Here is a 19,622-nt window from a genome sequence, read left to right on the forward strand (position 1 = left end):
TTCAAATCGGCCCTGACTGCTCCGAGGTCGGGCCCCGAAACCAGCGCATAGCGCTGGCGGCGATGCGGATGCCAGCATGCGAAACGTCGCCTAATCACGATCCTGAGACGGCAAACAATCGCGCAATTCTGTGCGCATTGTTGATGTGTCTTCTGGGAACGGCCGACCTTCGGTAGGTGAAGTAACACCATGTCAAGAACCGGCCCGTATCATGCACCGTGAAATGCATGATGAAATCTTCGCAAGCGGGTGGACGACACCCATAGCAATTACGCACCACCCCCATCCACGACCAGAAAACGACACCGCGAGTTCACAGGAGCGCCTGATTGAGGGCGCAATCGACACCTATCGTGAATTCAAGTTTTCGCCCGGAACGAAGAGCGTTCCGTCACAAATGGGCCGCGCAGGGATCCTGCGGAGCGGTCAACAATACGAACTTGAATGAGGTGAGCTTATGAGAAGCCACTTGTTGGCCGCCCTTGCGGCTTGTTTCACCCTCGCAGTCGGCGTGCCTGCGGAAGCAGACCGGGTGACCTTCAACCGTGACTACGTGATCGTCGCCAGCGGCAATGGTGGAAGCGTAATCGACTACGCCAGGCGCGCCTCTCAAGTGCGCGCCACGGGCGCAACAGTGCAGTTTTCCGGCCGATGCCAATCTGCCTGCACCCTCTACCTGTCGGCTCCACGCCAAAACGTCTGTCTCATGCCGGGCGCGTCCTTCACCTTCCACGCGGCCTACGGCTCGAATCCCGATTTCAACCGCTGGGCCACCAACTACATGCTGGACCGCTACCCGTCCTGGGTACAGGCATGGATCGCGGCCCACGGTGGGTTATCCCGGCGCCTGTTGCGGATGGACTATTCCTACGCATCCCGCTTCATTCCGACGTGCGAAGGCCGCCGTTACGCAGCCGCTGACATTCGGGGCTGACCCCGCGCACAGCCGGTGGCGCAGGGCGGCGGAACTGCCGATCTTGTACATGTAATTCGCTCAAGATGTGCGGAACAGGGTCGCGGCTGCGGGCCTGTTCAATGCCAAATTCGTTGACACGTCCGCACGACCTCGGGCAACCATTTGAAAGGTAGCTTATTTTTTTCCTTTGAACGAAGTCCAATTCGCCAATGCCCGACGAGGCCCAATTTCAGAATTACGATGTGGTCCTGCTGGCGGACATGGCGCGGTCAAGCGATGCCGGGTTGCGTTTGCGCCATGAGATGCTGGCCTTGCGCAGCCAGGGGTATCGCGTCGGCTTGATCAACCTTGCGCCAGCGGACGGGCGCAAACCCATTCTTCCGGATATTGCCTTGTGCATTCGCGAAGGGCTGGCCGACCCCCTCACGCCAGGGGCAGAGCTTCGCGCGAAACTGGCGGTCGTCTACTCCCCTGGCCTGATAAAAGAGCCCGTCAAGGACCTTGCTGGCTTCAAGGCCGACAAGGTCGTTCTGGTTCTGGATCGCGCGCCAAATCTGGGCCAGATGGGGCTATGGCTGAGCTTCAATGTCGGGCAGATGATCCTTGCGCCGACCAACCGGTGGGTGCGCGCAAAACTGGACGAGTTGCAGTTACCCATCGAGATCGAGGAAGAAGACTGGCGCTCCGTCGCACGCGCAATCCGACCGGCAAGTGACCACCGCCCCACGGCGCGAACTCGGGTCCTGGGGCGGATCAGCGCCCCCGGCGGCGCTCAATGGCCCACGACGGCAAAAGAGATCGCCGCCACCTACCCCAACGATGCATCCTTTGATTTTCGCGTCATCGGCCCCCCGCCGTCCGAGGTCGTTGCCAAAAGCAAGGTCACCAAGCATTGGTCAGTCCTCGGCTCGGCGGACACGACGGTCGCACGGTTCCTGGAGCCGCTTGACGTCTTCTTGTACTTTCCCAGCGCATTGACCCCGGAATTCCCGGAAGCCGCGATCGCAACAGCCATGGCTTCGGGTAAGCTTGTCGTTCTTCCACCCCGATTTTCCCCGCATTTCGGTCCCGGTGTGCTGTATTGCGAACCCGAGACCGCCCTCGCAGAGATCGAGCAGATTTTCAAAGACGAAGATGAGCTAGGCAACCTGAGCGAACAGGCACGCAGCTATGCTGCCCTGCTGTTCGGGCAAGACACCTATCTTCGGCGCATTGCCCGCCTCATCGGGCGCCCTGCAGCCGAGGCGCCGCGGCGGACGCCGCAAGCCAAGAAATCGCGTGTTCTCTTTGTGCCCTCAAATGGCGTCGGTTTGGGTCACGCGACCCGGCTTTTGGCCATCGCTCGTCGCATGGGCGATGGGATCGAGCCGATTTTCCTGGGGTTTGGCCAAGCTACCGGAGTGCTCGAGTCCTTCGGTTACACCGCCGAATATTGCCCGTCCTACTCGGATATCGGGGCGGAGATCGCCGACTGGGACGAGTGGCTGCGCTACGAGCTTGGCGACGCGCTGGAGCGCCATGACCCCGCCGCCGTCATCTATGACGGGAACCACCCGACACCCGGCCTTGTGCATGCCGCGCTGGCGCGCGGAGATTGCAGGCTTGCCTGGGTCAGGCGTGGCATGTGCCCCGAGAAGCCATCCCCCTATCTGGAAAACTCGCGCTTTTTCGACTGCATCATCGAACCCGGCGAACTGGCGACCGAATACGACACCGGCCCCACCGCACTCAGGCGGCACGAAAGCGTCCCGGTCGCCCCGATCCGCCTTCTGGACAAGGAAGAGTTGCTGTCGCGCGATGAGGCACGCGCAAAGCTGAACCTGTCGGGCGACAAGCCCGCGGTGTTGGTGCAACTCGGGGCGGGCGCGAACCGCGACATCCTCGACCTTACGGACCGTATCGTCACCGAGTTGCAACGGTTCGACGGTGTGCAGATCGTCATCGCGGAATGGACGAACACGGCCGTGCGCATGCCGCACTGGCCGGGGACGAAGCTGCTCAGGGGATTCCCGATCAGCCAGGTCTTCAACGCCTTCGATTTCTCCGTCTCCGCAGCCGGCTACAACACCTATCACGAAGTCGCGGCCTTCGGGTTGCCGACCATCTTTGTCGCGAACCGTCATCCGTCGATGGACGACCAGGGCGCGCGCGCGGAGTTCGCACAAGACAACGGCTTTGGGTTCGACCTTCGGGAAGACGAGATGCACCTCTTTCCGTCGCTTTGCGAAGCGATGCTGAATGCCAGGGCCAACGCGTTCCTCAGGCAGGCCAGCCGAACCTTCGAGACAGAAAACGGCGCTGACGAGGCTGCGCGCATCCTTTCGCAAATGGTGTTGGGCCAATGACGAAGTCAGAAAAATCGGGCAAAACACCCGCCGCCAAACCATCGCCGCACAGCTTCCAGACCACGGGCGTCTACTACAAGCTGGCCGAGAAAGCGTCGGAAGAGCACGTGGTCGAGATCGGGTGGTCCAGCGCCCGCACCCCCGCCCCCGTCCGCGCCCACGAGCCGGTGCCCGAGGATCTGGCCGCCGCTTGGCCCACCTGGCCACATCCCAGAAAGGCCCTGACCCCGAGAACCGGGAACAACAGCCCCCAGCCGATCGGCAGCGTGGGTGTGATGTTCGTGGCCCTGTTCGGCCTGAACGCCGAACAGATCGCCGGCGCAACCGCCAGCATCCAGCGGCGGTATCGCACCGCGCGGAACTTCCGGCCCCTGTTTCTGACCGACAATCCCGACACGTCCGCCTTCCGTCACGCCGGGCTGACCTATGAGTACTTTCCGAAATCGGTCTTTGGCGGCGAGGATCGGATTGCCCTGTTCGAGGCACGCTTTCAGCGCCTGTGGCGCAAATGGCGCGGGAGCATGCTCATCGATTTCAGCAAGGCAGGCTTTCTGTCACAGCGGCTTTCAACCTACGGAGAGCTTATCGACCGGGAAACGGCGCCGGAGAACCGCTATGACCCGCGCAAGGCCCGGCCCGCGCCGCCCAAACCCGCGCCGACGGACGTCATCGCGCTGCAAGCGGCCTATCGCGCCAGCGGGCTCGATCAGGAGCCAGACAATTTCGTGCTCTACCGGATCATCGGCAACGATCTTCCGCCCCGGCACGAGCTTGGCCAGACACTGCGCAACGTCCAGTTCATCCTCGAGAACGAACCACCCCTGAAACTGTGCGAAAAGCGCTGGGTCGTGAACAGGATCGCCGACCCGGACCAGGAAGCCGCGGTTATCGCGCTGTTGGAACGGCACGGTCAGCCGTACCTGCACATCCCGTTCGTGCTGGAGGATTATGCCGAAACGGATTGGGACCTGTGCAGTTTCCCTGACCCGGCCTTCTTCCTGCATGGCCGATATGACCGGATGACCGAGTATGACCAGAAGCGCGCCGAGGCCCATGCCCAGCGCTTCAAGAACAACTATGTTATCAACAACAACGGGGCCCGAAACGCGGCGCTGCGCGATGGGCGTGACCGTGCGAAATGGGTCCTTCCTTGGGACGGAAACTGTTTCCTGACCGAGGCGGCCTGGGACGAGATCGTCGAGGGCGTGACGACCCGCCCCTACCTCAAGTATTTCACCGTCCCGATGTCGCGCACGCTCGACAATGCGGACCTGCTGGACCCGCACTACAGCCCCGAAGCTGATGAAGAACCGCAGATCCTCTTCCGGCGCGACAGCGAGGAAGAGTTCAACGAGGCCTTCTATTACGGACGTCGGCCCAAGGTCGAACTCTTCTATCGGCTGGCCATTCCGGGAAAATGGGACGCATGGGCAGACGATGCCTGGGACCTGCCGCGCGCCGACCGCTCGCCCGATGCCGGCACGACGGGACAAGCCGGCTGGGTCGCTCGACTGTTTTCGGGCCAGACCCAGTTGGAAGCCGACAAGATCACCGGCCTGAGATCACGGGGCGAGGCGCGGATCAGCGCGATTTCCCAGATGCTCGAGCGCCTCGATATCGAGGCGATGCGGCTGGTCTATGATCCCGCGACCCTGGTGGCCTACGACGAAGAGGTGGTGAAGGCCCTGGCCACGGCCGACCCGAAAGCGCCCGAGCATCGCGTGCGGGACCGGTTGCTGGCCGAAGCAGAACTGGCGCTGCAACGCGGGCCCTACTCGGTCACGCAAAAGACGACGGTCGCCCCCAGCGGTGACCCGCATGACTATTATCACCCGGCGCCCTACTGGTGGCCCAACCCGGCGACCTCGAACGGGATGCCGTTCATCTTCCGGGATGGCGAGCGCATTCCCGGCACGCGCCTCTATGAACCCGACAGCGCGCGATACGACCGCACCCGGCTACAGCAGCTGTTCGACGACACCACCACGCTTAGCTTGGCCTGGTTGGCGTCGGGTCGCGAGGCCTATATCGCGCACGCGGCACAACTGATCCGAACATGGTTCCTGGATCCTGCGACGCGGATGAACCCGCACCTGCTGTATGCGCAGATCCGATCACAGACGATGAGGGATATCGGGTCGAAATCAGGCCTCATCGAAATGAAGGACCTGTATTATTTCCTCGATGCCGTGCGCCTCGTGGAACGGGCCGGAAAACTTGCAGATGCTGAAAAGGAGGCGTTCCGCGCGTGGCTGAGAGAGTATGCCGAGTGGCTGCAAACCAGCGACCAAGGCGTGGCCGAACATGACACGTCGAACAACCACGGCACCTGCTACGATTTGCAGGTCGGATCGATCGCGGCGTTCCTCGGCGATGCGGCCCTGTTGCAAAAGACCCTCTTCACCAGTCGTGAACGCATCCTCGAACAATTCACCAAGGATGGTCAGCAACCGCACGAGATGAAGCGGACCCAGACCGCGCATTATTGCTGCTTCAACCTGCAAAGCTGGGTGAACCTGGCGTCGCTGGCCGATGCGTGCGGTCACGCGCTCTGGACGTTCGAAGGCCCCGACGGGCGAGGAATGGCAAAGGCCTTCGACTGGCTGCTTCCGCTTTTGGCGCAAGCGACGTGGAAATACCAACAGATCGAGCCCTTCGATCGCGGCCGCTTTCTTCCGCTGTTCTACGCCGCGCGCGCCGCTGCCGGTCGTTCCGGGGGCGCGCAGCTTTCGGACTCCATGCAGGCCCGGCCCCTGTTCTTTCCGCATGACGGGATCAAGCCGTTCTGGATGCTGGGCAGAACGCCGTCCAAGACGGGCGATACCGGCGCGTGGAAAACTCTGGCCGGCAAGCTGCGCAGGCTGGAGCCGTCGGCGTTCGAGATGGTCGCCGGAACAAAAGGCGCCTCGCGCGAGGAACGAGACGTTCCGACATTGGACAAGAAGCTTTGGGGCGGGTTCTCGGCCAACGCCATCGACGCGCTGGAGACAGTTCGCGACGACCCGAAATCGACCGAGGCAGAGGTCAACCGGGCAGCGCGTATTCTGGCACGATGGCATTTTACCCATGGCGATTTCGCCGAGACGCTCGCGAATGTCGATCGGATCGGAGAGCTGGGGCCAACCGGCGATCGTGAACGGTCGCTTCTGAAGGCCTATTGCCTGCAGAAACTGGACCGCACGGACGAGGCGGCCGGACTTCTTCGCGAACTTTTGCGTGTCTTTCCGAAAGATACCGGTCTTTGCCTTGCGATGGCGGGGATCGACACCGCCACGGAAGGTGATGCTCGGACCCTTGGCTTTTCGGCCTGGATCAACAGGGCATACAAGAACGCCGGCCTGCCCGATTTCCTTGCGGAGGACGCGGACGCGGCACTGTCCCTGCGTCAGACCGTGCAACAAAGCGCCACTCAGCCCGACAGCCACCGCCGAACCGGGTCGGTGGTCAGCGTGATCGTTCCGATAGATGCGCCGTCACCAAGCCTGCCCCTGTCTCTCAAATCGCTGCGTCTGCAAAGCTGGCCGCATATCGAGGTGATTATCGTCGACCATTCCGGCGATCCCGGCGTCAAAGGGGCGATCACGGACGCGATTGGCGACGACCCGCGTTTCCTGCAAGTTCATCTTCCAGTCACGACCCCGTCATTCGAAGCCCGGAACATCGCCCTCACCCATGCCACCGGCCGCTTCGTGACCGTGCAGAACCCGACGGACATCGCCCACCCGGCCCGCCTCGAACTGCAGGTGACCGCCCTTGAGGACGAGGACGTACCGGCCGTTGTCGTGCAGCGCGCCTGTGTGACGAAGGAGGCGCAGCTGTTGGGCGGCTGGTTCCCCAATTTCTCCCTCGTTGGCCCGGATCGCGACAGCCTTATGCTGTCCACCGAGCGCCTCAGGGATTACGGGGGCTGGGACAATGCAGCGGTTCATCCCGAGAATTACCTCATCTGGCGCCTGAAACATGTGGAGGGCAAGGACGCCGTCGAAACCGTGCAACCCGGCGTGCCGATCATCTTGACGGTGGCAGAATCCAGTTTCGACGACCCAACGCATCTGGAGTTTCCATACGGTCCCCGTCGAGACAGGCTGAGGGCCTTGCTGCGCGCCGCCCGCAATTTGGCGTTCGAAAGTGACGAGGCGAAGCCGCCCGCTGCCATTTCTTTCCCAACGTTGTCAGTGGATGAAAAGCTGGATTGCGCGCTCGTCGGCGATTTCTCGAAGGGTGCAACAGCCATAGACGAGCTTCGCGCCTTCGTTGCAGCGCGGGTCGCCAATGGCGAGAAGGTCGGGCTGTTCAATTGGCCGGACTATCACAGCACGTGGCGCGAAGATCTGGACCCGGAAATCGCCGAGATGGTCGATGGCGGCCAGGTGGCGCAGATCAGCGCGTTCACCCGCGTCGCGGCATCGCGGCTTATCCTGTGCAATCCCTATGTCATCCATAACCAGGTCGACGGGTTGCCCGAGTTCGACGTGGATGAATTCGAGGTTCTGGGCGATCCCGGCCTGAACTTGGCAGAGTTCCACACAGGCGTGCGGCGCATCATGCCGACGAAGGAAGAGATCCAATCGGTCTTCGACTTCGAGTTCTCTTGGCGCGCGCTCTGATGATTCCTTTTTGAGCCCGATTCGACAACTCTGGTAGGGTTTTCCCGCATTAACAGAACTTTCTGACCGCCCGCGGCATGCCTGGGCGCCGTCCCGTTCTGTTGATATTTGGTATGGCGAAATAGCAATACACCTACATGTTGCATAGCCTGGCCAAATCTGACCACTTGGCGAGAAAGTGTCTAAACTATGGCTTTTTTTTGAAATTGGCGTTAATGTCGCAGTGTTACATGTGAACAGGTATCAATTTTTTTTTCATGGGATCGTAATCATTTCGATCCGGCTTGACGCAGGGATGAATTATGGGACGCAAAATCTCTACGCTTACAGCTTTGGCTGTCCTGGGCGCTGCGATCAGTTCACCGATTCCCGGTGAATCCCAAGAAGTCGGCTCCGAGTTTTGTGAAATCTATGACCGGATGGATCGTGCCGCATTGCAGGCAGAGCTTTCCGTATTGCTGGATGAAGATCCCGCCAACGTGTGTGTGGACTACATCGTCAGCATTCTTGGCGAAGCGCCGGTGGCGCAGGTCACACCTACCGACCCCTACTAGGCAGGCTTGCATAACGACACAAAGGCCCCCGCATGTGCGGGGGCCTTTGTGTCTGTAAACCCTCGTCCTTCCGAACCATTGCAGGGGCCGGTATCAGTCCAGGGCCTCTAGCCAATCGACGGAACGTGCCGGCAGCCTGGGCGCCGTCAACAAACGGCCATTCTGCCAGCTGTCGCGCGGTGTTTCGGCGCCAAACAGGAAGCGAACGCCAAGTCCAAAGGTCAGGTCAGAAAGATCCACGTCGCCGACACTGATTTCGTAGAAATCCCTGCGTGCAAAATAGGTGACTTCGAGCGGAATATCCATCGGCAGGACAGTCTCGCCAGACAGACCGATTGAGTGGAAACTACCCGAGTCATCGCCACCATTGAGAAAACTGTCGGCCGAAGCGTTTTCGTACTCAAAGGTGATCGCCGTACTATCAAGCGGGAACCATGTCACGCCAGCGCGAACAAACCGCGCATCACGGAACCCTTCAGGGTCTCCGGTTGACTGATCGGGCGGGAACTCAAAAGTATCCCCGAGCCCGGCTTGGCCGAACACCATGAAATCATCACCCAAGAAGTACTGAGCCTCGATGCCGCCGTAGATGGTTTCGTAAGGCTCCCGTTGCAGATCGTCGGTAACGAGCGCGGACCGGGAATATGCGGCAAACCCACCGACACGAAGATCCGGCGTGACGATATGAGAGTAGTGCAACGCAACCCGCATCTCGCGTTCCGGGTTATCCTGGTCGAAATCTGCTTGGCTTTCGTCCCAGTCAGCATAGCCGAAATACCCTTCGGCCCCGACGAACCCCATACCGTAAACCGGGAAGGAGTATTGCCCTTCGACATAGAAAGGCATGTAGGAGACATTACTATCGGGAGAGCGGTTCTCGACAACCTCTCCGTAACTCAGCCCACCGCCAATATAGCCCACTCCGTTACCGAAGTCCTGCGCAGTGGCAGATGCAGCTGCAACGACCAGCGCAGATACAGGAACGAACAGTTGCTTCACCATCGGTCTCAATCCTCCTGACGGGTACCCACTCGATACCAAACCAGGCTCATGAGAACACGACATATTGGGGCTACACTGTGAATTCCCTCAACAGGTGTGGTCCAGCAACACTATGGGGGCTATTTCGCGTTGCAGGAGACCATGTGGAGTGCCCCCCCGAAGTCGAAAGCGGCTGCCAGTCACAGAAGGAAATCGAAATCCGATGCCATGAGGTCATCCGCCCCGATCTCGATCGCATGCGTTCCGGACGGCGCGCCATAGAACGCGGAGAGGTCTATGGTCGTATTTCCACCCGTCACGGACACGAGGGCATCTGCCCCGTCAAGGATACCGTTGCCATTGGTATCAAGGTCTCCGAACGTCGAGAGGTCGGATCCGAAACCTTCAAATACTACAAGGTCTTCACCCTGATCGAAGTCGTCGATCATATCTTGATCGAACCCGATATCCGCCCGGAAGATGAACACATCTTCATCATTGCCGCCGACAAGAATGTCGGCTCCGGCACCCGCGATCAGGGTATCCTGGCCGTCATCTCCTTTCAGATGATCATCGCCCTCGCCATCGATCAGGAGATCGTTGCCCTTGTCGCCGCGCAGTTCATCGTTCCCGGCGCCGCCGATCACCGTGTCGTCGCCATCCTCGCCATTGACACGATCATCGCCATCACCGCCATCGACCCAGTCAGCGCCATCGCCGCCGCGCGCGTCGTCTTTGCCCGCTCCGCCGAAAATCTGGTCTGCGCCTTCGTCGCCATCCAGCTTGTCGGCACCGTCGCCACCCAACAGCGTATCGTTGTCCCGACCGCCGGAGAGGTCGTCATCGCCGTCGCCGCCGTCGAGCACGTCGTTCCCGGCCTCACCTTCAAGGTCATCGTCGCCCAGACCACCCATGATCAGGTCGTCGCCCTCACCTCCGCGTGCGTCGTCCTCGCCCGCTCCACCAAAAATCTGGTCCGAGCCGTCGTCGCCCCGCAGCTTATCGGCGCCGTCGCCACCCAAAAGCGTATCGTTGTCCTGACCGCCAGAGAGCTCGTCATCGCCGTCGCCGCCGTCGAGCAAGTCGTTCCCGGCGTTCCCCTCAAGGTCATCCTCGCCCAAGCCGCCGACAAGCAGGTCGTCGCCATCACCGCCGCGCAGGTCGTCCCGACCATCCATGCCCCACAGTTCATCCTGCCCGGCACCGCCGCGTAGGTCGTCGTCGCCATCACCACCGATCAAGCTATCGTTGCCGGAGCCCCCCCAGAGCTCGTCCGCGCCGGAGCCTCCGTCCAGCAGGTCGTCACCGCCCTCGCCAAACAGCTTGTCGCTCTCTCCGTAACCGACGATGACATCGTTTTCGGCGGAACCGTAGATGCGGTCCGAACCATCCGTCCCTTCAAGCAGGTTTTCGGGCTGCGGCTCAGGCTCAGGCTCAGGCTCAGGCTCAGGCTCAGGCTCAGGCTCAGGCTCAGGGATGGGGTCCGGAACCGGCTCGGGGTCAAGCCCTTCCATCCAACTCCCGTCGAAAAGACTGAGGGCATCCGCACCCCAGAACAACTCGGCTTCCGCCGACCTGTCCCGAAGCCAGTCGTCACGGTCGAAATCGTTTCCAAAGAACCCGATCGCGTCGGAGAACCATGGCTCGTGGAACTTGGACGAGTCGTCGATCTTGATGATCGCGCCGGTGCCGCCGATCGTGTTGTCGGTCACCAGAACGTGGGTCGCCCCGATCAGGCGGATGGCCGAGTTCCCTGAGTCCGTAATCGTGTTGCCGGACACAAGGACATTGGTCGCCTCATAGGCCAATCCCGCTTCGAGAAACCCCGGAGGGTACGACTCCAGGTTGGTGTATCCCCCAACCTCGATTGCATTGTGGCCAGAGCCTGAAATCGCGTTCTCCAGGATCGCGATGTTGCTCGAGCCGCCTTTCACCATGATGCCGACATAGCTGAGGTCGGTCAGGGTGTTGCCCTCGATCACCGCGTTCTCGACGCCGACGAAATCGATCCCGGATTCGTTACCCAACCCACCCTCGATGGTGTTGCCGAGGATCTGAATATCGCTCGATTTGCTGACCTTGATGCCGTCGCCGTCGCCCTTGAAGATCGTATTGTTGGCAATGACGATGTTGCTTGCCGGGTCCGTGTTTCCATCGACGGCGTGGATGTGGACAACGGGCCGATCACCCGTGTCGCTGCCATGCACTTCAAAGCCATCGATCACGATGTGATCGCTGCCGTCGATCTGGATCGTGGAGTCGGTATCATCGGCCGGGCGAATGATGGCTGCGCCCGGTCCATCCGCCGACACCAGCGTGATTGGAGCGCCGTCTTGGCCGCTCACCGAAATCTCGATGTTTTCTTCGTAGGTGCCCGCAGCGACCTTGATCACGGCACCGGGGCCGGCGACATCAAGCGCGGCCTGGATGCTGGAGTAAGGATTTTCGGGCGACCCATCGCCACCGTCTGCCGCATCGGCAGAAACCCAGATCTCTTGCGCCAATCTTCACCCTCCGAAATGCCAAAAGGGGTGATAGTCTGGAAATGCGGAATTCCTGTGCCGAACCTGTGGCACGCGCGTGCCCGCTGGCAACGAAAGCTCGCATCGCGTGACGTGAAAATCGACGCATTGCCGCTTGTGCTGGCAGAACGCCCGTTTTTGTCGCGACTTACAAACGAGGGCGGGATCGCCGCAGCCGTGCAGCCGGATCCGCCCGTTGCGGCCTTCAACTCGGCGGCACGTCGGATGGCGCCATGAAATAGAGGCTGAGATAACCGCCCAAGCTGCGATTGTAGAACGGCCTGCGACCATCCATCAGCACTGCGGCACGGGGATCGCCGGTACGGGCAAAGTACGGTTCGAGCCACACAAGGAACTGTCCATCCCCTTCGTGGGGGAGGATCTGTTCGTCGAAAACCCCGTATCGCTGCACCAGCACCGGGTCGAGCAACATATCGAGCGCCACATCGATCAGGTGCTGCAACCTCACGCCATCGACTTCGATCTCGTAGGCTGCAATGCCCTGCCGTTCCATCATCTCGGCAATCATGACAAGGTACATGACCGCGAAATTCTGGTAATGCACCGCGCGGCGGCCCCGGATGATCTCGAACGGCAGGTGCCCGTCATCCTCGGCCTGCCAAAGCGCGCCAAGAAAGGCCCGGACCGCGTAACCGAACAACGCTTCATCTTCGGTCATGATGCCGATCGACATGGCGTAGACAGCCCGCCGGTACAGGTGGTTGTTGCAGCAGGATGTGGCGGGAAGGCCGGAAATGCCGGAGTGCAGCCGCGCAAATTCCAACAGCCAGGCATCCACCTCGCCAAGATCGTCAGCCCGGCTTTCGGCGACCGCCGATCGCACGGCCATCAGGGCGAGCGATGCACTGAACATGGTGCTTTCAGTGGTGTACCACGCCTGTCTGTCCTCGGTCGAATAGTCGAAATCCAGCAAGGCATCGGCTCTTGCCCAGTTCAACAGCACGTCAACGATGCAATTCGCATGGTACCCGTCGCCAATCACCACTTCGGCTGCGGCCAGCCCGCTCATCGTATCCTCGAATGCCAGGAACACCTCGACCATGCGCCGCCACGAGGCGTTGTCGACGTAGAAACCGGGAAGGATGATCGTGTGATCCAGGACGGGCAGGGCCATGGCCGCCTGGCAACTTTCCCCCATCCGGTGACGGTCGATCCAGTCCAGAAGCATGGGATCGCGCGTTCTGGAAAGTGCGTCACGCCGGCCATCCACGTCGAAATATCCCGCAAGCGGGTCGGTGACCGTGTACCCGGATGTATCGTTGAGAACGAAGTTGGCGTATGCCTCCTCGGCCGTCAGCGCGCGCGCGGGTTGGGCCGTGACGGCTGCAGCGACCGCAAAGAACGCCGATATGAAAGCGCGCAGATGGCTCACTGGTCAGCTGCAGCCATGCCAAGGCCAAACAGGTCGGCTCGGCGAATTGCGACTTGCATGGGTTGGCCGATCATCCCGGGGTCAAGGGCCTCGTCGATGGACAACATGACCGACGCCACGGTCGGTTCCTGCCTCAGCCACTGCGGAAATCCGACGCGCGGCTGCTGGCGCGGGTCAAGTGTGATCCGCTCGACGCGGGCCGGGATGGTTCGCCCCGTCGCCTCGTCGGTCACGACGGCGGACTGGCCGATATGGACATCTTCGATCTGGGACACATGAACCAGGGCCTCGACCCTCAGCACCTCGCTGTCGGTGCGCGCGAGGACGGCAACCGTGTCCCCGGGGACGACCCATGCGCCGTCCTCCTGGAACCAGCTCACCATGCAGTCGCAAGGCGAAAACCCCTGCAATTCGGCAATCCGCAACTGGAGGGCGCGCAATTCGCCCTCCGCCAGCGCCAGCGCGCGGCGCACTTCGGCTGGCGAGCTGAACGGAATGCCCGCGGGCGACAGCGCCAAGATCTCGGGGTCATTCTGCATCTCTTCGTTGATTTCGGTGAGGTAATCTATCTGGGCCACAAGAGAGGCTTCCTGACTTGCCAGGTCCGCCGAGGAGATCTCGTAGATCGGGTCATCCCTCTGAAGGATCTGCCCGACGGCTTCGATCGGTGTGCGTACCTGCCCCATATCCGCGCTGATCATCTCGACTTCGGGCGCCGTGATGGTGGCGAAACTTGCGTTGATCAGCACGAAACGCTCGTAAAGGGCCGTGCCGATGAAGGCGAACGTCCCGACGATCACCCCGACAGACAGGCCCATCCCGACCACGCGGTGCCATTTCAGGCTTGCATCCTCGGCGGCCGGTTCATCTTTCTTTTCGTTCAGTGTCTGAGGATCCTGGTTTTCCAACAGGTCGCTGGGGCTTGCCACATACCCGGCGTGGTAGCTTCGCGAAATTCGACGCAACGCCTCGCGCGTCTGACGCGACATGTCGCGGAAAGCGAAGCGAATGACCCGGTCTTCCTGGTCCTCGATAATCTCGATCACCTCGGCGAGCACGGTGACCTCGCACACGAACCCGTACAATGAAATCCTGAGCCGGATTTCGGTCCTGGTGCCGACATCAATCGCGAATTCATCGCCCTCGCGCTGCCACGACGGCGCGTGGTGAGCGTCGAATTCTTCCAGCGACAGGGAATGGCCATCGAGGATCACATCGTTGAGCACGACAAAGAAAGGGAGCTGTATCGCGTGGTACAGTGTTGAACTGCGCTTGATGGTCTGGATGCCTTTGCGATCCGGCGCTTGGTACTGTTTCATCTCTAATGTCATTCCGCCAACCTGGTAATGCTGCCTGGCGCGCCGTGCGGCGCATGAAATCCCAAAGCTCTCAGGGCATCGAAACGCGCCGCGTCGCTGGCGGCGCCAAGTTGCCCGGTGAACAATCCTATTCCGACAATGAAGACCGAGAGCGCGGCGGCATGCAGAAGCGTGCCGCTGAGCGCTTTCGCAGCCCGATCAGAGCCGCCCCGCTGGATGGATTGCCGCGTCCAACACTGGCGGTCGAGATGAAAAAGCAGTTTGCTCTTCATCATCGCGCCCCAGATCTGGTTGTAATACATGAGAAAAGGCCAGATCGGGGAGATCCGGCCGTAATTCGACGCAGCCGCAAGGCTCATCACGGTGCGCGTGAAGATGGCCCAGGCGAAATAGTAGACGATGAAGACCGGCGAGAGGAAGATCGCGAGCAGAACCGTTGCCACCGGGCCCGCCAGCGACGACCAGATGGAAACACGCTGATCCACGAGGGCCCACCAGACGAAGAAGCCAAGCCTCGGGGCGCCTAACGCGATCGCCCGGCCATTCGCGCGCAGCATGTTGCCGAACCAACGATGCATCAGCTTGGTCGAGGCTGGAAAGAACCGGCCGGGCGGCGGAAGCTCTTCCAGCCCGTAGGTCACCACGTCGGGAACGTAGAGCATTTTTCCACCGGTCTTGAGCACGTGGAACCAGGTGCTCTTGTCATCGCCAGTCAGGAACTTGATCTCGCCCAGACGCCAGTGCCAGATGCGGTCATCCTCGACCTGCGCGATGAACTCGCGGGACGTGGCGATATCGGTGCGAAAGAAAGAGCATCGCCCGGTCAGGACAAGCAGCGTTCTCGACAAGGCCATCGAGGCCATCAGGGTATGCCGCTGCGCCAGCCGAAGGATATACCAGTTCTTCGTGAGGTAGGTGCCCTGCACGATCGCATCATTGTTCGTCGTCGCCGCGGCAAGCTCGGGGTCCGCGGCAAAGAAGGGCAAGACGCGCGCGATCGCGCCATCGCCCAGCACCGTGTCGCCATCCATCAGGATCGTGACAGAGCGGTCCGGCGGGGCATCACGCGCCACGACGCGCAGCCCTTCCCCGATTGCCGAGCGCTTACCATCCCCCTTTTGGAATTGGGCAACGATCTCAACGCTATCGGGGCACCCGGCGGCGATGTACACCCGATACAAAAGCCGCCTGTCCCTATCGGTCGTGATCGAGGCCACGATGGTGGTCGGCACGCCGCTTTGGACGGCCGCATCGATCAGCGACGTGTAGCATTTCACGAACACGTCCTCGTCGATGTTGTAAGACAAAACGACGGCATAAAGATGCTCGAGCGGCGTCGCGTATTGCTCTGCATCCGCCCTCAACCTCGGAAAGACGCGCTTGAGAAAAATGCGCGAGCGGACCTGGTGGATGGTCCACCAGGCGTAGCGCCAACTGGCAACGATTCCGATCGTAGTGAAGAAGAGCTCAGAAGAGGCCGGACGAGGCATGGAGAGTGCCGTGTACCACACGGCAACGGTGACCGAGGTGTAGATCGCCCACCATCGCAGGGATGCCTGCACATCACGCATATCCCTTGAAGCGCCAGCCATATGCACCCACCAGAAAATGGCTTAAGAAAAATCTTTCGCCACCCTACAATGGCGAAAGCGATTCCCGAACCACTTTGGACCTTGAGCGGCCATCGACGGGCGCAGCATCCCCTTGATCTGCAACCGGTGTCACCTGCCCGACATTTAGGCGGACCATGATTCCAACTAAGATGTGCTCCCTGCTACGCGCGGTTTGCCCACCGGGAGTAAGTCGCAGGGTGCCTGAGCGGGTCGACTTCGAAACGCGCCTGCAAGGGTAACCGTTGGCGCGCGCCGCAAATGGCCTGCTCCGAGGGTTCTTGAGCTTGTTCCAACAAACCCAGTGACCTGCCCGCCGCGAACAGCCCTCGTCGGCCCGAGCAGACAACAGGGCCGGGGGGGGGCGACCCGATCTTCCCTTCGGGGGGCGCGCTGTGCGCCGAAGCACAGGACGCGCCCGGCGAGATCAGCTTGCTTTCACCCGAGGCAGGTCAAGCGACATCTGCATGAGGCCCTCGAGGAATTCGGTGAATTCCCCCGAGAGGTCATCGCGCTCCAACGCAACGGCCACCGTGGCCATGAGAAACCCGATCTTGGAGCCACAGTCGAACCGCGTCCCGCGGAAGCGGTAGCCATAGACCGGGCGGCCCTCGTCGATCTCGTGGGCGATGGCATCGGTCAACTGAATCTCGCCCCCGACGCCGGTCGATGTCTTCCCGAGGTTCTTCATCACGTCGGGCGACAGGACATAGCGCCCGATCACGGCAAGGTTCGACGGCGCCACAGACGCGTCGGGTTTTTCGACAAGCCCTTTCACGGACACGACATGTCCCATGTCCTCCTGGATATCGAGCACGCCATAGGACGATGTCTTTTCAGGCGGCACTTCCATCGCCGCAACGATCGACCCGCCAGTTTCCCGATGCGCTTCGATCATCTCCTTGAGGCAAGGCGTCTCGCCGCGGATGATGTCATCGGGCAGGATGACCGCGAATGGCTCGTCGGAGAGGAGCCTGCGGGCACACCAAACGGCATGGCCCAGCCCCTTGGCCTGGTGCTGCCGGATATAGGCAATCGCACCCGAATCCATGTTGGTCGACTTGAGCGTTTCCAGCAGCTCGGTCTTGCCTTTCTTGCGGAGCGTCTGGGCAAGCTCGGGCGAGTGGTCGAAGTAATCCTCAAGCGCACTCTTGCCGCGGCTGGTCACGAAGATGAACTCCTCGATACCGGCGGCGCGCGCTTCGTCGATGGCATACTGGATCAACGGCCGATCGACGAGGGTCATGATTTCCTTGGGAATGGATTTGGTGGCTGGCAGGAAACGCGTTCCCAAGCCAGCCACCGGGAAAATTGCTTTGGTAACTTTTTTCGTCATCAAAGGGCGCTCCGTTAATAATGCGTTAACCGTTACATGATTCGTGAAACATTCCGATTCCTTTGTGGGACATGGCTTTCCCCAAGATGACTCGCAGGAAAAAAGCGCCTCGAATGAAAACGGCGCAAGCAACTGTATAGAAAACAAAAAGAACTCTGGCCTGAGAGGCCGCAGCTACCGCCCTGTTTCCGCGTTGGAAAAAGTCATTCCATTAACTCGATGGTAATTTTTTGTTTCCATAATGAAAACAATCCATTTCGAGATGGTGAACGGAATTCTTGGTCTATAACAGCGCGGTATTTATCGAGGCGATGAACTCACAACGCAACCATCAGGCGTTGGGTGGCTGAATTTCCGTCGGATCAGCACTCTTGTGCCGCGCAGCCCATGCCAAGACGGGTTGGATGCCGCACCCGTAAGCGCGACCGTGCCCCCCCGTCGCGGCGCGGCCTTGGTCGCAACATGCGTTGCCAGACCCGGTCGTTCCCCGGATCTCGTCAAACCATCCGATTCGCTGAGTCCACGCCTCAACCGTGGGACGCGACTCGCCCAACATGACACCAAAGTAGACGAAATGTGAATTTTTTATTAAAGTTTTGTGACGCTCGCTGCGAGGAACGCTATTTTTCCTCGGACAAGCATTTGGAGACCCCGATTTGAAACCTGATTTCATCTTCGTAGGCCCGCATAAAAGCGGCACCACCTGGATCGACAACTACCTGCGAAGCCGTGGCGATGTGCAACTTCCGGTGGCGCTCGGCAAGGAGACCTTTTTCTTCGACAAACTCTACCACAAGGGCTGGGACTGGTACTCGGGCACCTTCGGTGAGCGTTCGAGCGATCACAAGATCTGTGTCGAAGTCGCGCCGTCGCTTTTGGACAAACCGGAGGCGATCGAACGGGTCGCCAAGGATATCCCCGACGTGACCATTATCGCGACCCTGCGCAATCCGATTGATCGGGCCATCGCGCACTACTTCCACTACCTCAAAGGCGGTGAGCCCGACCGAGGCTTTCGCTGGATGGCCGAGCACCACCCGGCCATGATCGAAAATGGATTGTACTATCGCAACCTGAACTGGTGGGCCGAAGCGCTGGGGCGCGATCAGATCAAACTGCTCAATTATCACGATCTGAACGACAGCCCGTCGGGCTACGTGTCCAGCATCTGCAAAGTGCTGAATCTGCCAGAAGTTCAACCAAGTGACGACGTTCTCTATGCCCGGATCAACGAGGATGGCGACCCCCGGGTGCGGTTCCTCGCCAAAATCGCCCGGCGCAGCGCGCGCACCCTGCGCCTTGCCGGGGTTCATTGGTTGGTCAACGCGGTGCGGCAGCCAGCAGTCAGACGCGCTGTCTACGGCCCGCCTCCGGCCAAAGAAAAGCGGGAGCGCATCCGAGAGGAGGCAAACACTTATTTCTACGACCTGTTCTTCGAGGATTTTTCGAAGCTCGACGATGCTTACGGGTTCGACACATCGGCTTGGCGCGTGCCCAAACCCGTAAGCGAGAATGCCGAAGCAGAGTGTGACCAGCCGCTGACGAAAGCCGCGGTCGGATAACGGACCCGGGCCGACAGGTCTCCAAGGTGTTTTCCGAAGCGGTCCTTTTGGGTCAGGGGGAGATCTGGCGTCACCAGACTGTCGAAAAGCGCCTTCCCCAAGTTGTTCGCCTTCCAACGCCTGGATCACGAGGCTTGGGTCACGGATGCATCAAAGGGGCCGCGACGCATACCGATTGGGGTTGGCTTGACCGGTCGCGTCAACAGTCCCACCAGACGAGGCATTGCCAGAATAATCGCGTTGGACAAAGCCGCATGCGAGGGCACGTGAGATTGGTGGCAACGACTTGTGACTTTACAACGGCCACCAATACGCGCTCGTGTCAGGGTGAAAAAGATTGTCAAACGATGACCTGAAAACCACCATAGCCAAACCACCTTTATTACGCGTTCTCTTCCCGCCGTTCCCACCTGCCCAGCGCGTCCGCACGAGAGTTTTCGGCACAACGGTCAAGAAGTGCCCAGAATACCATCACGC

At 60.6% G+C, this 19,622-nt stretch carries 12 protein-coding genes; 6 read left to right on the forward strand and 6 right to left on the reverse strand.

The window, feature by feature from the left end; translation table 11 throughout:
* Nucleotides 1-211: 211 nt before the first annotated feature.
* The 5 genes from ABD923_RS11950 (at nucleotide 212) to ABD923_RS11970 (ending at nucleotide 8,422) form a co-directional block, all read left to right on the forward strand.
* Entirely contained in the window at nucleotides 212-448 is a 237-nt protein-coding gene (locus tag ABD923_RS11950) for a hypothetical protein (RefSeq protein ID WP_345229485.1), read from the forward strand.
* Between the two features lie 24 nt (nucleotides 449-472).
* Entirely contained in the window at nucleotides 473-934 is a 462-nt protein-coding gene (locus ABD923_RS11955) for a hypothetical protein (RefSeq protein WP_345229486.1), read from the forward strand.
* Nucleotides 935-1,125: 191 nt separating this feature from the next.
* A complete protein-coding gene (locus ABD923_RS11960) occupies nucleotides 1,126-3,261 on the forward strand; it encodes a glycosyltransferase (RefSeq protein WP_259548841.1) in 2,136 nt (711 codons plus the stop codon).
* On the forward strand, nucleotides 3,258-7,868 hold the full coding sequence (locus ABD923_RS11965; RefSeq protein WP_259548840.1) for an alginate lyase family protein: 4,611 nt from the start codon (nucleotides 3,258-3,260) through the stop codon (nucleotides 7,866-7,868). Before ABD923_RS11960 ends, ABD923_RS11965 begins: the two co-directional genes overlap by 4 nt.
* 302 nt (nucleotides 7,869-8,170) lie before the next feature.
* On the forward strand, nucleotides 8,171-8,422 hold the full coding sequence (locus ABD923_RS11970; protein WP_259548827.1) for a hypothetical protein: 252 nt from the start codon (nucleotides 8,171-8,173) through the stop codon (nucleotides 8,420-8,422).
* A gap of 93 nt (nucleotides 8,423-8,515) precedes the next feature.
* On the opposite strand, the gene ABD923_RS11975 is transcribed toward ABD923_RS11970, so the two are convergent.
* The 6 genes from ABD923_RS11975 to galU form a co-directional block, all read right to left on the reverse strand.
* The gene (locus ABD923_RS11975; protein WP_259548825.1) at nucleotides 8,516-9,424 is read right to left on the reverse strand and encodes a hypothetical protein; all 909 of its coding nucleotides are present in this window, start codon (nucleotides 9,422-9,424) and stop codon (nucleotides 8,516-8,518) included.
* Between the two features lie 179 nt (nucleotides 9,425-9,603).
* A complete protein-coding gene (locus ABD923_RS11980) occupies nucleotides 9,604-11,907 on the reverse strand; it encodes a right-handed parallel beta-helix repeat-containing protein (RefSeq protein WP_259548823.1) in 2,304 nt (767 codons plus the stop codon).
* 223 nt (nucleotides 11,908-12,130) lie between these two features.
* A complete protein-coding gene (locus ABD923_RS11985; RefSeq protein ID WP_259548820.1) occupies nucleotides 12,131-13,318 on the reverse strand; it encodes an alginate lyase family protein in 1,188 nt (395 codons plus the stop codon).
* Nucleotides 13,315-14,637 carry an HlyD family secretion protein gene (locus tag ABD923_RS11990; RefSeq protein WP_259548813.1) on the reverse strand — a complete coding sequence of 441 codons (1,323 nt, stop codon included), beginning with the start codon at nucleotides 14,635-14,637 and terminating at the stop codon, nucleotides 13,315-13,317. The genes ABD923_RS11985 and ABD923_RS11990 overlap by 4 nt, the downstream gene beginning before the upstream one ends.
* Nucleotides 14,638-14,645: 8 nt before the next feature.
* On the reverse strand, nucleotides 14,646-16,199 hold the full coding sequence (locus ABD923_RS11995; RefSeq protein WP_345229487.1) for a glycosyltransferase: 1,554 nt from the start codon (nucleotides 16,197-16,199) through the stop codon (nucleotides 14,646-14,648).
* A 475-nt stretch (nucleotides 16,200-16,674) separates the two neighbouring features.
* The gene (gene galU / locus ABD923_RS12000; RefSeq protein ID WP_259549153.1) at nucleotides 16,675-17,583 is read right to left on the reverse strand and encodes a UTP--glucose-1-phosphate uridylyltransferase GalU; all 909 of its coding nucleotides are present in this window, start codon (nucleotides 17,581-17,583) and stop codon (nucleotides 16,675-16,677) included.
* Nucleotides 17,584-18,239: 656 nt separating this feature from the next.
* Here galU and ABD923_RS12005 point away from each other — a divergent pair.
* Entirely contained in the window at nucleotides 18,240-19,145 is a 906-nt protein-coding gene (locus ABD923_RS12005) for a sulfotransferase family protein (protein WP_259548810.1), read from the forward strand.
* Nucleotides 19,146-19,622 lie beyond the last annotated feature (477 nt).

Origin of the sequence: [Roseibacterium] beibuensis (assembly GCF_039542305.1) — a bacterium.
GTDB classification, from domain to species: domain Bacteria; phylum Pseudomonadota; class Alphaproteobacteria; order Rhodobacterales; family Rhodobacteraceae; genus Roseibacterium; species Roseibacterium beibuensis.